General features: G+C 52.3%; 11 protein-coding genes. 4 read left to right on the top strand and 7 right to left on the bottom strand.

All coding sequences use genetic code 11. From position 1 onward, the window contains the following. Positions 1–71: 71 nt before the first annotated feature. The 6 genes from DCW36_RS16910 to DCW36_RS16885 form a co-directional block, all read right to left on the bottom strand. On the bottom strand, positions 72–1862 hold the full coding sequence (locus DCW36_RS16910; protein WP_114781984.1) for an acyl-CoA dehydrogenase family protein: 1791 nt from the start codon (positions 1860–1862) through the stop codon (positions 72–74). Between the two features lie 70 nt (positions 1863–1932). Continuing rightward, positions 1933–3111 (bottom strand): thiolase family protein, encoded by a 1179-nt coding sequence (locus tag DCW36_RS16905; protein WP_114781983.1) that lies wholly within the window; start codon positions 3109–3111, stop codon positions 1933–1935. Between the two features lie 290 nt (positions 3112–3401). Then, positions 3402–5804 carry a 3-hydroxyacyl-CoA dehydrogenase/enoyl-CoA hydratase family protein gene (locus tag DCW36_RS16900; protein WP_114781982.1) on the bottom strand — a complete coding sequence of 801 codons (2403 nt, stop codon included), beginning with the start codon at positions 5802–5804 and terminating at the stop codon, positions 3402–3404. A gap of 25 nt (positions 5805–5829) precedes the next feature. Beyond that, positions 5830–6264 carry a MarR family winged helix-turn-helix transcriptional regulator gene (locus DCW36_RS16895; protein ID WP_114781981.1) on the bottom strand — a complete coding sequence of 145 codons (435 nt, stop codon included), beginning with the start codon at positions 6262–6264 and terminating at the stop codon, positions 5830–5832. A gap of 200 nt (positions 6265–6464) precedes the next feature. Then, entirely contained in the window at positions 6465–8228 is a 1764-nt protein-coding gene (locus tag DCW36_RS16890; protein WP_114781980.1) for an AMP-dependent synthetase/ligase, read from the bottom strand. 226 nt (positions 8229–8454) lie between these two features. Beyond that, positions 8455–9408 (bottom strand): amidohydrolase family protein, encoded by a 954-nt coding sequence (locus tag DCW36_RS16885; RefSeq protein WP_114781979.1) that lies wholly within the window; start codon positions 9406–9408, stop codon positions 8455–8457. Between the two features lie 236 nt (positions 9409–9644). Between DCW36_RS16885 and DCW36_RS16880 the strand changes: the two genes are divergently transcribed. The 4 genes from DCW36_RS16880 to murQ all read left to right on the top strand — a co-directional run bounded on the left by DCW36_RS16880 (position 9645) and on the right by murQ (position 12969). Next, positions 9645–10802, top strand: coding sequence for a formimidoylglutamase (locus DCW36_RS16880; RefSeq protein ID WP_114781978.1), 1158 nt, complete (start codon positions 9645–9647; stop codon positions 10800–10802). A gap of 95 nt (positions 10803–10897) precedes the next feature. Then, a complete protein-coding gene (locus DCW36_RS16875; protein WP_114781977.1) occupies positions 10898–11152 on the top strand; it encodes a cytochrome b5 domain-containing protein in 255 nt (84 codons plus the stop codon). A 40-nt stretch (positions 11153–11192) separates the two neighbouring features. After that, positions 11193–12053, top strand: a complete 861-nt coding sequence (locus tag DCW36_RS16870; RefSeq protein ID WP_114781976.1) for a hypothetical protein — start codon at positions 11193–11195, stop codon at positions 12051–12053. Between the two features lie 112 nt (positions 12054–12165). Next, complete coding sequence (murQ, locus tag DCW36_RS16865) at positions 12166–12969, top strand: N-acetylmuramic acid 6-phosphate etherase (protein WP_114781975.1); 804 nt, start codon at positions 12166–12168, stop codon at positions 12967–12969. A 69-nt stretch (positions 12970–13038) separates the two neighbouring features. Here murQ and DCW36_RS16860 read toward each other — a convergent pair whose 3' ends face one another. After that, positions 13039–14109, bottom strand: a complete 1071-nt coding sequence (locus DCW36_RS16860; RefSeq protein ID WP_114781974.1) for a TPR end-of-group domain-containing protein — start codon at positions 14107–14109, stop codon at positions 13039–13041. Positions 14110–14244: the final 135 nt, after the last annotated feature.

The raw sequence follows: 14244 nt of genomic DNA, 5'->3' as shown, positions 1-14244 counted from the left end.
GTACTTTTAAAAATAAAAAATCCGGCTCAAAATGTGCCGGATTTTGAGAAAATCGTAAATAAATATATAGCTTAATAAATATAGGCATTCGACTCTATTAACGCTGCTGCTATACGGCGCCGTGCTTCCTTGGTGTTGTACAGGTCTTTCTTGGTGAAGCGCTTGAGGCCCATGAACAACAGGCGCTGTTCGTCTCCTTCGGCCATAGCGGCAATGGCGTCTTTCCCAGCCATAAAAACAGTATCTACGGCATCGTTCACGACTACCTTTGCCATATCAACCTGCCTGGCAACAGCTTCTTCGCCACGCAGGCCAATCAGTTTCTGCACGCGCAGCAGCGTCGATTCGGCTACATAGGTCCTGATTACCATATCGGCAATATCCATCAGGATTTCCTGTTCTTTGGCTAAGGTGGTCATGAATTTCTGCACGGCGGTACCTGCTACCAGCATCACGGCTTTTTTCATATTCCGGATGGCCTTGTTCTCTGCTGTAAACAGTCCTTCCTCCTCTGTGCCGAAATCCGGGATGGCCATCAGTTCCTGCTGCACGGCCTGTGCCGGTCCCATCAGGTCGAGTTCGCCGCTCATGGCTTTCTTCAGGATCATATCCACGATCAGCATGCGGTTAATTTCGTTGGTGCCCTCGAAGATGCGGTTGATGCGCGAGTCGCGGTAGGCGCGGTCCATGGGGTAGTCGGCGGAGTAGCCGTAGCCGCCGTAGATCTGCACCCCTTCATCCGTTACATAATCGAGCATTTCGGAGCCTTCCACTTTCAGGATGGCACACTCTACGGCAAACTCGCGGGCAGCTCCCAGCATGGCTTCGTTCTCTGGTTTGCCTGCTGCCAATAATTCCTGCTCTGTACGGTAAATATCCATGCCCGTGCGGTAAAGTGCGGCTTCAGTAGCAAAAATGCGGATGGCCTGCTCTGCCAGCTTGTGCTTAATAGCGCCAAATTTTGAAATCGGGAGCTTAAACTGCACGCGCTCGTTGGCATACTTTACCGACAAATCGGCTACGCCTTTGGCTGCACCCAGGGTAGCAGCACCAAGCTTGATGCGGCCTATATTCAGGATGTTGAAGGCAATCAGGTGGCCTTTGCCTATTTCGCCCAGAATGTTTTCTTTTGGAACCGGGCAATCGGAGAGAAAGACCTGGCGGGTGGAGGAGCCTTTGATGCCCATTTTATGCTCTTCGTTGCCTAGCGTTAGTCCCGGAAACGATTTTTCCACAATAAAGCCGGTAAACTTGTCGCCATCAACCTGTGCAAAAACAATGAACACATCGGCAAAGCCGGCATTGGTTATCCACATTTTTTGTCCGTTGAGGATGTAGTGGGTGCCTTCGTCGTTTAATACTGCTTTGGTTTTGGCTGCCAGGGCATCGGAACCGGAGCCGGGTTCAGTTAAGCAGTAGGACGAGATCCATTCGCCGGTGGTAAGTTTTGGCAGGTACTTCTGCTTTTGCGCTTCGGTGCCGAAATACAGGATGGGGAGCATGCCAATGCCCGTATGTGCCGCAAAGGCTACCGGAAAAGAATGCCCGCTACCCACCGACTCTGTAACGAGCAGCGAGGTGTCGAAGTCCATATTCAGGCCGCCGTACTGCTCCGGCATGGAAACAGCGAACAAACCGAGTTCTCCTGCTTTTTTCATCAGTCCTTCGAGCAGGCCTTCCTCGTGGTTGTCGAGGCGGTCGAGCAGTGGCGTAACTTCCTCGCGCACGAAGTCGCGGCAGGTCTGTGCCATCAGCTGCTGCTCCTCCCCGAATTCAGCAGGAATAAAAACGTCTTGCGGAGAGGTTTCCTTTATCAGAAATTCACCGCCCTTTACCGGGGCAGCCTTTTTTGCATTATCCATTGCCATACTATTTTACTTTTTCAGCTAAAGCAGAAGGTGAAGTGTTATACGGAGCACCTGTGACTTCTGCTTATTTCAAGAGTTCATAAATTCCGGCCACGCCCTGTCCGCCGCCAACGCAGGCCGTTACAATGCCGTATTTCTTGCCCAGACGGCGCAGCTCGCTAAACTGCTGCACGCTCAGTTTAGCGCCGGAGCAGCCCAGCGGGTGACCAAGCGCAATGGCGCCGCCGCTGATATTAAGCTTGTCCGGGTCGAAATTGAGGTGGCGCATGACGGCGATAGACTGCGCCGCGAAGGCTTCGTTCATTTCGATCAGGTCAATGTCGGCTAGTTTCATGCCTGCCATTTTCAGGGCTTTTGGTACGGCCGCTATCGGACCCATGCCCATAATACGCGGATCAACACCGCCGGTGCCGTAGCTGACGAGGCGGGCAATAGGCTCCAGGTTCAGCTCCTTCACCATACGCTCCGACATCACCAGCACAAAAGCAGCCCCGTCCGACGTCTGGGAAGAGTTACCGGCTGTTACCGTGCCACCCATGGCAAAAACAGGCTTTAGTTTTGCCAGTTTCTCCAGCGAAGTATCGGCACGCGGACCTTCGTCGGTGTCTACTACATACGAGTGGGTCTTCTTTTTGCCGTTTTCATCCAGATACGTTTCCTCTACCGTAATAGGCACAATCTGCTCTTTAAAGTAGCCGTTTTGGATCGCGTTCAGCGCCTTCTGGTGCGACTTGTACGCAAATTCGTCCTGGTCTTCACGTGAAACATTATAGTCTTTGGCTACTGCTTCGGCTGTCAGGCCCATGCTCAGGTACCAGTCCGGGTTGTTTTTGGCGATCTTGTAATTCGGTACCGTCTTCCACCCCGCCGTCGGCACCATCGACATCGACTCTGTTCCGCCGGCAATAATACAGTCGGCCATACCGGCGCTGATGCGGTTGCAGGCCATGGCAATGGTTTCTACGCCGGAGCCGCAGTAGCGGTTCACGGTCATGCCCGACACCGACAGGGGCAGCGCCAGCAGTGAGATCATACGGCCAATCTGCAGGCCCTGCTCCGCCTCCGGCACCGCATTTCCTACAATCAGGTCATCTACGCGCTCCGGGTCGAGGGCAGGAACAGCCGCCAACAGATGCTTGATCACATCAGCCGCCAGGTCGTCGGGTCTGGTAAACCGGAACACCCCGCGTGGCGCTTTCCCTACGGCACTGCGAAACCCGGCTACGATATAGGCATTGTTCATATTTTTAATTGTTGAATTACTGAATTGTTAAACTGTTGTTTGCTAGCTTGATGTTGTGCTAAACTGCTCTTCCCACCCTCCTGCTTCTAATCTCCTTTTGTCATCCTGGAAGGATCTTGTGGGCGAGATGCAGTAAAGTATGCTATCCTGATTCAGACAAACTTTTCTGCACCTGCCACCATAGCCTCTGCTCCTGTAGTTAATATTTCAAACGCCCTTGCCTGTAATAATTGTTCGCTATTGATTGGGTACCCGTAAAGGGTACCCCTACGATTTCCCAATAACGAAACCTAATTCCGCAGTGGCTTACCTGTTGTCAGGATGCTTTGGATGCGCTCCAGCGTCTTCCGCTCTCCGGTCAGCGACAGGAACGACTCGCGTTCCAGGTCCAGCAGGTATTGCTCGCTTACTTCGGTGGGCGACGACAGGTCGCCGCCGCACATCACGTAAGCCAGCTTCTCGGAAATTTTACGGTCGTGTTCCGAAATGTAACCACCTGTGAGCATGGCGTTGGCTCCTGTCAGGAACATGCCCAGCGCGCCTTTGCCCTGCACTTTGATGTTGTTTTTCTGAACCGGTTTGGTGTAGCCTGCTTCCGCCAATCTGATGGCCTGTGCCTTTGCTTCAGCCAACAGGCGGTTGCTGTTGATCGTGATGCCATCGCCCCTGCGCATATAGCCTAAATCGAAAGCTTCTTTGGCGGAGGTAGATACTTTGGCCATGCCGATGTTGAGGAAGATATTCTTGAGCGTGTTGTACTCGATGTCGCCTTCCTCGTAACTTTCCGATGCCCGTAGCGTCATTTCTTTGGTGCCGCCGCCGCCGGGTATCAGGCCCACGCCAAACTCTACCAGTCCCATGTAGGTTTCGGCAGCAGCCTGTATGTGGTCGCAGTGCAGATTTAGTTCGCAGCCGCCGCCCAGCGTAAGGCCATGCGGCGCACCTACTACCGGAATAGCCGAATAACGCATGCGCATCATGGTGTCCTGGAACTGCTTTATCATGAAGTTGATCTCGTCGTACTCCTGTTCCAGCGCATACATGTAAATCAGCCCCACGTTGGCGCCTGCCGAGAAATTGGCCGCATCACTTCCTACTACCATGCCCCTGAATTCTTTTTCGGCCAGTTCAATGCCTTTGTGCAGCCCCTGCACCACATCGCCGCCCATCGTGTTCATCTTGGTGTGGAACTCTACGTTCAGGATGCCATCGCCCAAATCGATCAGGCTGGCGCCGGCATTTTTCCAGACCAGTTTGCTCTCGCGCAGGTTGTTCAGGATGATGAAGTTTTCAGCGCCCGGGATGGCTTTGTACTCGTGGGTTTGGATGTCGTAGTAGCGGCGGGTGCCGTTCTGTACTATGTAAAACGACTCCTTGTTGTGCTGCAGCATGTCCAGCACCCAATCGGCCGGCTCGTAACCGGCTTCGGTCATGCGTTGCGCTGTTTCGCGGGCGCCCAGTATATCCCAGTACTCGAACGGGCCCAATTCCCAGCCGAAGCCGGCCCGCAGCGCGTCGTCGATGCGGTAGAGTTCGTCTGATATTTCCGGGATGCGGTGCGATACGTACTGGAACAGCCCGAACAACGTTTCGTTGAAGAACTGGGCAGCCTTATCCGTCTGCTGCGAAAATGCCTTTACCCGCTTCCGCAGGTCTTCGATGGGCTTTAGCGCCTCCAGGCTCTGGAACTTCACCTTCTGCTTGGGACCGTACTCCATCGTTTTCAGGTCGAGCGTCAGGATTTCTGTTTTGCCTTTGGCGTCTTTTGTTTTTTTGTAAAAGCCCTGACCGGTCTTGTCGCCGAGCCACTTGTTATCCACCATCTGCTGCAGGTACGCCGGAATTTTAAACAGCTCCCGCGACTCGTCCTGCTCCCCTGCCTGGAAAAGCCCGTTGGCTACATTTACCAGCGTGTCCAGCCCCACCACATCCAGGGTGCGGAAGGTAGCGGACTTTGGCCTGCCGATGATCGGCCCCGTAATTCTGTCTACCTCGTCAATCGTCAGACCTGTTTTCTCCATAACGGCCAGCGTCTGCATAATGCCGTAAATGCCCACGCGGTTGGCGATAAAGGCAGGCGTGTCTTTGGCCAGTACGGTGGTTTTGCCCAGGTAAAGGTCGCCGTAGTGCAGCAGGAAGTCGATTACGCTTTGGTCGGTTTCCGGGGTCGGGATTATCTCCAGCAGCCTGAGGTAGCGGGGCGGGTTAAAAAAGTGGGTACCGCAGAAGTGTTTCCGGAAGTCGTCGGAGCGATCCTGCGCCATCAGGTGTATCGGGATGCCGGAGGTGTTGGAGGTGATAAGCGTACCGGGTTTACGGTGCTGCTCTACCTGGTCGTATACCAGCTTCTTTATCTTCAGGTTCTCCACCACCACCTCTATGGTCCAGTCGGCGGTGGCGATGTCTTTCATGTTATCCTCGAAGTTGCCGGTTTGGATGAGGCGGGCGTCGGACTTGCGGTACAGAGGAGAGGGATTGGAGGCAACTGCAGCCTGCAAAGAACTGTTCACAATACGGTTGCGCACCTGCGGGCGCTCCAGCGTCAGCCCTTTGGCCTGTTCTTCCGGTAGCAGCTCTTTCGGCACAATATCCAGCAGAAGTACCTGCACCCCGATGTTGGCGAAGTGGCAGGCAATGCGGGAGCCCATCACGCCGGAACCTAACACCGCTACTTTCTTGATAATTCTTTTCATGGCAGCTTTATACTTGTAGGTTGTGTCAGAAGATTTCTTTGTTTTCAATCATGCTTGTGATTTTGGCACAAACCCTGAAAAATACGTCCAGCTCTTCAGGCGGAATAGCTTCCCGGATTTTATGATTGAAGTGCCTTACTGTTTTACGTGAGATTTCCTTTTTCTCCAGCCCCTTTTCCGTAAGAAAAATGCGGACCAGGCGCTTGTCTTTTTCGTCGGGCACTCTGTAGATGAGCTTGTCCTCCTCCATGCTTTTCAGGATGCGGGTAAGGCTCCTGGCTTCCAGGCCCATCAGTGGGGCAATTTTAGTGGCCGGCGTACCCGTTTCCTGGTTGATGTTGAGCAGCACGAACCCGATAGCAGTTGTGATGCCGCTTTTAGCAGCTTCCGCATTGTACATGCGGGCTACGGCATGCCAGCCTACTTTCATGTGGTAGTCAACGGTTTCTTCTGGCTTCATATCCTGCTTTTTCGTTATACTAAAGGTAGGTGTAAATTGTTATGCTTGCATACTAATTTAGGGAATAAATAACTATTCCCACTGTATATAAGGGCCTTGGTCAGCATCAGCAAAAACATAGCGCATTTGCTCCTTATGTAAGCAAACCAGTTAAAATAGTTTCAATAAATCCTGTTATTATGCTAGAGGTATAGAGCTTCTTACCGGAACATGCTGTTGATGAGATCTTTGTAGTTGTTGTAGATGACCTTCCGTTTCACCTTGAGAGTGGGGGTGAGTTCGCCTGAGTCTACGGTCCAGGCATTGGGCACCAGGCGGAACTGTTTTACCGTTTCGTACTGGGCAAGGCTGGCATTTGTCTTTTCTACTTCACGCTTAAACTTATCAATCACTTCGGGTGTCTGCAGCATTTCCTCGTCGGTGGTGTACGGGATGCCCTTGTGCTGGCACCAGTCCTGCAGGCCCAGGAACGAAGGTACCAGGAGCGCGGCGGCATATTTCTGTCCCTCGCCCACCACCATGGCCTGCTCTATCACCACCGACTCTTTCAGCTTGTTCTCGATGGCCTGCGGGGCAATGTATTTTCCGCCGGATGTTTTGAGCATCTCCTTTTTGCGGTCAGTAATCTTGATGTATTTCCCGTCTACGATCTCTCCGATATCGCCGGTGTGAAACCAGCCGTCCTTGTCAATTACTTCGTCCGTCAGGTCAGGTTTTTTGTAATACCCTTTCATAACAGAATCGCCCCGCGTCAGGATTTCGCCGTCTTCCGGTGCAATCTTCACTTCTACGCCATCAATCGGAAGGCCAACGGTGCCAATCTTGTTATTTTCGGGTTCGTAGCGGTTCACGGCAATTACCGGCGAGGTTTCTGTAAGGCCATAGCCTTCCATGACGCGCAGGTTCGCCGACCAGAAAATGCGGGCAAGCCGTGGTTGTAAGGCAGCACCCCCCGACACAATGGCAATGATGTTGCCGCCCAGGGCTTCGCGCCATTTGCTGAAGATAAGTTTGTTAGCCAGCGCCAGCTGCTTGTTGTACCACCAGCCCTGGTCGGTTTGGGTGTCGTATTTCAGGCCCAGCTCCAGCGCCCAGAAGAACAGCCCGCGCTTCACCCCTTTCAATTCCATGCCCTTGGCTACAATCTTGTCGTATACTTTTTCGAGCAGGCGGGGCACGGTGGTAAAAATGTGGGGCTTCACCTCTTTCAGGTTGTCTGCTACTTTCTCCACACTCTCTGCATAGTAAATAGAAATACCAATGCGCAGGTACAGGTACAGGAGCATGCGCTCAAAAATGTGGCAGAGCGGCAGAAAGCTGAGGGCGCGGTGGCTGCTGTCTACGGGTACAAAAGGCAGCGTACCCAGCACGTTATTGACCAGGTTCTTGTGCGTCAGCATCACGCCTTTCGGGTTGCCGGTAGTGCCGGAGGTGTAAATAATGGTGAGAATGTCGTCCGGGGCAACGGCAGCTTTCAGGGGGTCGAGTTTAGCGGCATCTTCGCCCTCTCCCTGGGCCATTACCTCGGACCAGTGTTTGGCGCCACGCACCTCGTCGAAGGTATAAATATCCTGCACGCTGGCCATGCCGGTGGTGGCAGCATCTACCTTCTGGTACAGATTGCTGTCGGCCACAAAAATTACTTTTACCTCGGCATCGTTAAATATGTAGCGGTAATCTTCTTCCGTAATGGTCGGGTACATGGGCACACTGATAGCTCCTATCTGCTGGATGGCCAGGTCTGCAAATACCCACTCCGGCCTGTTAAAAGACACAATGGCTACTTTGTCGTTTTTGCCCACTCCTATTTTCAGGAGCCCCAGGCTGAGCTGGTTTGCTTTGTCCTGTACATCCTGCGTGCTGTATTTTACCCATGCTCCGTTTATTTTGGCTGCCAGGCAGTCGGGCTGCGGGAAGTGCTGCAACTGGTAAGGCAGAAGATCGAGTGTTCGCGTAACATTCATAGTGTGCGTGTTTGGATGCGTTTGCAATAGTGCAGTTTAGGTAATTAATTAAATTCGAACAACTGAACGACAGGTGGTATGCGCCAGTTGCTAATGGCCGGTGGTGAGAGCAAGGGACCTGCATGATGTTCAATGACTGGCCTAGGTTTCTTTATTCGTGAAACTGAACTCAGAAACAAGATAAGCCGAGAATATAAACTCCGATAAACCAAAACAAAAAATGTAATCATGCTGCTTCGTTTCGGGGTATCGGATCATCTTCAGCTTCTTCAAGACGAAGAAAGCGCACGGCATTATTATAAAATATATCCCGCTTTTGTTCGGCCGTTAAAAATGGAGCTTGTTCAATTGCTTCAACCGCTACGCCAATCTTTTCCGGCCATACCATTTGGTCAGAACCAAACATCAGTCGCTTTCCAAGGCCGGCTCTGATAAAGGTCTGCAAATAATCGTAAAAGGCTGTCCGCGGAATCACCCATGTTATCGTAGATACATCTGCGTAGAGCTGAGGATACTGGTACATCATTGCGATCATTTCATCCCGGTAGGGGTACCCGGCATTCTCGACAAAAAGCCGCAGCTTGGGGTGGCGGGTCAGCACCTCTTCCAAAAGCAAGGGACTACCTGCAGCTGAGCGAAAATGAGGCATATAAGGCCCAATTCCTAATGTGTGGATGAGCACCGGGAGATCGAGCTCCTCTGCAAGGTTGAAATAGGGTTCGAGTGATGGATCGTTCGGAGCTACTCCATTGAGTTGTGTCCCAATTTCACCCATGCCGTTAAAACGCCCCGCTGCGTACTCTGGTCTGAGCTTTTCCAGCTCGGAGCTTTCGGCTTTCAGGATAAAAGGGGATGCAATGAAGCGTCCCGGAGCAGCCTTTGACCATTCCTGGACGGCTGACAAATCAACACCGCTGAGAAAACCTTTGATAATGTTGTAACGGTCCATCTGTTCTAGCGTTTTCTCCATCAGCTCGGTGGAATTGATTGTTGCCTGGCCATCACCTTTACACGGCTCGGGACGGCAAAGAGCTGGTGTCCCGGCGGGTACCTCGTGTGGTAGTCCCGTGTGCATGTGCATGTCAATGATGGGCGGCCGTTCCTGAGCTTCGGAATCATCCTGGGAACAAGCATTTAAGCCCAATAAAATAAGGAATAAGAAAACGAACAGGCTTTTCATTATTTTATTTTTTCCGGTGATAATAAAAGCTAAGCTTCAAAGTAAACTAAAAATATTTTATTGCCTATTGCTTACGAGTGTTAGTTAAAAATATTTTATTTGTCATCGTTACTATTTCAGAAAAGTTTACTTGCTTTTAGTTGTTACAGGGGCAAAAGTGAGAAAAAACTTCAAGAACGATAAATAAAATTTACTTCTATACTTTTACTAATTTTGGTGCTTTCGGATACAGCCACATGAATCTTTCTATTTTTTTTGAACCGTTAGACGAAGATACTTTCCTGAAGTACAACAAGCCCCGCAGCCTGGGAGCCGACATCAGCTGTTTTCTGAGCAAGTTCCCGGACTGGCGTGCAGCAGATATTGCGATCGTTGGGATAGACGAAGCAAGAGGGCGCGACAATACCGAAGAGCCGGTGCAGAAGCTGCGCCCGGCCAGGCCGGTGCGCGAAAAGCTGTATGGGCTTAGCAAAGCCAGCGGCCGCTGCAAAATTGTGGACTTAGGAAACCTGCGGCCGGGCATCCGGCTCGAAGATACGTACCTGCGCCTGAAAGAAATTGTGGAACTGCTGATCTCGCACAACACCGTTCCTATAATAATCGGCGGCTCGCACGACCTGGAGTACGGGCAGTACCTGGGCTACGAGCACCTGGAGCGCCCGGTGAACATGGTAACCGTAGACAGCAGCGTAGACATGACGGAAGACCCTGAGGCCAGTGCCAACCAGAAACAGCTGCGCCAGATACTCATGCACGAGCCCAACTACCTGTTCAGTTTCGGGCAGATTGGCTACCAGTCGTACCTGGTGGAGCCGGAGGTGATGGCAACCCTGGAGAAGCTGCATTTCGAAGCGCACCGCGTGGGCGAGGTGCACAAGAACCTGCAGGAAATGGAGCCGGTGGTACGCACTGCCGACTTGCTCACGTTCGATGTGTCGGCTATCCGCTTTCAGGATGCACCGGGCTATGCTCCCGCCAACCCGTTTGGGTTAACCGGTGAGGAGGCTTGCCAGCTTTGCTGGTACGCCGGCCAGACCGATACCCTTACCTCGCTTGGGATTTATGAGTACCAGCCGGAACTGGACCCGGACAAGCTGGCGGCTACGACCATTGCTGTCATGATCTGGTATTTTATTGAAGGCTATTATCACCGCAAAAACGAATTGCAGTTCAGCAGTAACAAATTCACCAAATACGCAGTAGCTTTTCATGACAACCCCGACAAGATGGTGTTCTACAAAAGCCGGAAAAGCGAGCGGTGGTGGCTGGAGGTAGAGGCGCTGTCGGGCGACAAAGGCGCCCGCATTGTGCCCTGCAGCTACGAAGATTACCTGCAGGCAACCCGGGGCGAAGTGCCGCACCGCTGGGTGGTTACGCAGGCACGCATCGGCTGACAAGCGCTGCAGAGGCTATGGTGGGAGCTGCAGCTGAATTAAAAGCCTGCTATTTTGCCATACGCCTTTCCCGAACCTAAAACACGATAAAATCTGTGACTTCTTTACCCGAATATACCCTGCAACAACTTGCCCTCCGTAACGGCCAGGACCGTGACGAAGTCTGGATTGCCTATAAAGGGGTGATTTATGATGTGAAGAAGTCGAGGTTGTGGCACACGGGCAACCATTACGAACACTGGGCGGGGCAGGACCTGACGGAAGAACTGAAAGACGCGCCCCACACCGTTAATGTACTGGATAAATTTACTCCTATCGGTCTTGTGAAAGATTCGGTATACTTAAAATAATAATAGCGGGCAGACCATGTGCTGCCCGAACTTTACTTCTATGATACTACTAGCAGACAGCGGCTCCACGAAAACAGACTGGCGTGTGATAGATGCAAACAGCGATCAGGCGCAGCTCCTGACGACCGGCATAAATCCGCATTACCTGGATGCCGGTCAGATTTACGCTATCCTCAAAAATGAGCTGCTTCCTAATTTGCAGGGCTTTACGCCAGCCGTTATTTACTACTATGGCGCAGGCTGCAGCTCGCTTGAGCGCAGCAAACGTGTGGAAGAAGCCTTGCACAGCGCTTTCCCGGCCAGCCTGGTGCAGGTAGAGCACGACCTGCTGGCGGCGGCGCGTGCGCTGTGTGGCCACCAACGCGGTATTGCCTGCATCCTGGGTACCGGCTCCAACTCTTGCCTCTACGATGGCAAAAACATTGTGGATAGTGTGCCTTCCTTAGGTTTCCTGATGGGCGACGAAGGCAGCGGGGCTTACCTGGGTAAAATGCTTATCCGGGCGTACCTTTACCGCGAACTGCCCGACGAGCTGGCGCAGTCGCTGAAGAACCGCTACAATCTTACCAAAGATGGTATTATGGAGGCAGTCTACGGCTCTGCCATGCCCGGCACTTACCTGGCTACTTTTGCTAAGTTTATATTCGAAAAGCGGAAGAACCCGGCTATACGTGCCATGATCTACGAGAGCTTCTCTGATTTTTTCGAAAGCCAGGTGTGTAAATACGATGGTTTTGACGATGTGCCTGTTCACTTTACCGGCTCCGTTGCGTATCATTTTGCAGAGGAGTTGCGCCGGATAGCTAAGAAATACGGCCTTCAGGTTGGTAGCATTGTCCAAAGCCCCACCGAAGGGCTGATCAAATACCACCAGGAGCTGCTGAACCAGGAAAAGGCGTAAGAGATTTAGCAGGAGACGCGAGCATTTCGTCTCTACAATTTCAAACTCTCTACCTTTCTAACTCCTAAACTCCCAAACTCCCAAACTCCCAAACTCTCTAACTCTAAAAACCGTGTCTACTACCGAATCCGCTTCGCATTACAACCACCTGGAACAGATGTCTGTTCATGAGCTGCTGGTGAACATTAACCGGGAAGATAAAACTGTGCCCCTGGCCGTGGAAAAAGCTATACCGCAGGTGGAGGCGTTGGTGCAGGCAACGGTGGAGAAACTTAGCCAGGGCGGCAGACTCTTCTATATAGGCGCAGGCACCAGCGGGCGTTTGGGCATCGTGGATGCTTCGGAATGTCCGCCGACGTATGGTGTTCCACATGGAATGGTCATCGGCATTATTGCCGGTGGCGATGGCGCCATACGCAAAGCGGTGGAGTTTGCCGAAGATGATCCGGAGCAGGCCTGGAAAGACCTGCAGGCGCATCATATTTCGGAGAAAGATATTGTAGTAGGTATTGCAGCTTCCGGACGTACCCCTTACGTAATCGGCGGACTGAATACCTGCCGGAGCCACGGCATTGCTACGGGCTGCATTGTGTGCAACGCAGGCAGTGCCGTAGCCAAAGCCGCTGATTACCCGGTAGAGGTGGTAACGGGGCCGGAGTTTGTGACGGGCAGCACCCGCATGAAAGCAGGTACCGCCCAAAAACTCGTCCTGAACATGCTCACTACCGCTACCATGGTGCGCCTGGGGCGGGTAAAGGGAAACAAGATGGTAGACATGCAGCTCTCCAACCTCAAGCTCGTGGACCGCGGCGTGCGGATGCTCGTAGAGGAACTGCAGATATCAGCGGCAGAAGCAGCGGCCTTGCTGGAAAAACATGGCAATGTGCGGGCGGCTATTGCGGCTTATGGCAAGTAAGCCGTCTCTGCCATAAATGAGGAGCAGCGGCTGTGGTGGCAGCTGCAGAAAGCTTTATTTGCTTTGCCGCTACTCCACCGCTACCAGCCCCTCCAGCATCACCTTTGCAGCCTCTTTGCTTGGCACAATGTAGTTGGCAACGGCACCCGTGTATTCCAGTTTAAAGCGTTTGTCGTTCAGGCCGTAGTGTACTTTTTTGCGGTAGTCGGCCAGGGGCTCCATTCCCAGTGCCAGCCGAAGCTTGTTTACCTGTTGCTCCTGCTGCTCGGTCAGTTTTTCTGTCTGGTATTTGTTTATATCCGCGAGCTTGGGATCTTTTTCGCAGTCTTTTGGTTTGGTGCAGGCTACTTTTACCAGCGCACGTACTTTGTACAGGTCGTTGGTTTGCTGCTGCTCTATCAGGTAAGCCGCTGCGTGCGGGGCTATTCTTCCCTGGCGCACTGCATCGGTTAAAATTGTGGTGAAGTCATGGCCGTTTAAGGCTTTTGTCTGCCGCTGTATCACAATGCTGAAGCGGGGCAGCAGTTCCATGGTATCGGCTACGCCAATCAGTGCCTCGCCCGGGTAACCGTGCTGCTTTATCAGGTTGAGTAAAATTTCGGTATTGGCAGTTTCTATTTTCCGGAGGGTGTCGCCGTAAACCCGCAGGCCACCGGCGGCCTGCCGGAAGTACTGGTCGCGGGCATACAGCTCATCCAGGTCGGCACGTAAATCCAGGTTGGCGTTCTCGGTAAATTTCTTTCGCGTTTTAGGATACTTTTTTACAAGCTTTCGCCACTTCCTGGTGTCGTGCAGCGGGGCGAATGCCTCCTGCTTTTGCAGATACTCCAGCTCCACGCCCTTCTGCACCAGCTCTTTCAGGTATTTGTAGGCCCGGCTTTCGTCTCCGGCCAGTACGGCACAAGCTGCTGCATTGTAATAGTCTTTTGCAAAAGGTTCCGGCACGGCAGCAAAGGCCGCTTTGTAATGCTGCAGTGCCGCCTCATAATCTGCTGCCACAATACTTAATTCGGCGTTGTTAATAACAGGATGATACACTTTAGTATAATCCGGAGCAGCAAAGGCGCTGTGGCCGGCACTGCAGCACAAGAGCAGCAGCAACAGGGACTTTATGAGCAGGAGGTAAGTATGTTTTGACATAAAAACTGGATTTAGTATTCCGGATTGCCTGAACATATAGATAACGTCAGAAACAAAGGGTGGTATATAATTTTTTATTGTCAGGCAAAGGTAACAATTTTGTGGCAGACCTGTGTTGGTGTTCCTGTTTCCGGG

Source organism: Botryobacter ruber (assembly GCF_003347595.2).
GTDB lineage: Bacteria > Bacteroidota > Bacteroidia > Cytophagales > Hymenobacteraceae > Pontibacter > Pontibacter ruber_A.
The sequence above is the reverse complement of the archived record's forward strand: the minus strand, read 5'-3'. Positions and strand labels throughout refer to the sequence as shown.

What these genes read in the sequence shown, in the direction of transcription:
- DCW36_RS16910 (WP_114781984.1), bottom strand. Translation starts at nt 1,862, where the DNA reads ATGGATAATGCAAAAAAGGCTGCCCCGGTAAAGGGCGGTGAATTTCTG.
- DCW36_RS16905 (WP_114781983.1), bottom strand. Translation starts at nt 3,111, where the DNA reads ATGAACAATGCCTATATCGTAGCCGGGTTTCGCAGTGCCGTAGGGAAA.
- DCW36_RS16900 (WP_114781982.1), bottom strand. Translation starts at nt 5,804, where the DNA reads ATGAAAAGAATTATCAAGAAAGTAGCGGTGTTAGGTTCCGGCGTGATG.
- DCW36_RS16895 (WP_114781981.1), bottom strand. Translation starts at nt 6,264, where the DNA reads ATGAAGCCAGAAGAAACCGTTGACTACCACATGAAAGTAGGCTGGCAT.
- DCW36_RS16890 (WP_114781980.1), bottom strand. Translation starts at nt 8,228, where the DNA reads ATGAATGTTACGCGAACACTCGATCTTCTGCCTTACCAGTTGCAGCAC.
- DCW36_RS16885 (WP_114781979.1), bottom strand. Translation starts at nt 9,408, where the DNA reads ATGAAAAGCCTGTTCGTTTTCTTATTCCTTATTTTATTGGGCTTAAAT.
- DCW36_RS16880 (WP_114781978.1), top strand. Translation starts at nt 9,645, where the DNA reads ATGAATCTTTCTATTTTTTTTGAACCGTTAGACGAAGATACTTTCCTG.
- DCW36_RS16870 (WP_114781976.1), top strand. Translation starts at nt 11,193, where the DNA reads ATGATACTACTAGCAGACAGCGGCTCCACGAAAACAGACTGGCGTGTG.
- DCW36_RS16860 (WP_114781974.1), bottom strand. Translation starts at nt 14,109, where the DNA reads ATGTCAAAACATACTTACCTCCTGCTCATAAAGTCCCTGTTGCTGCTG.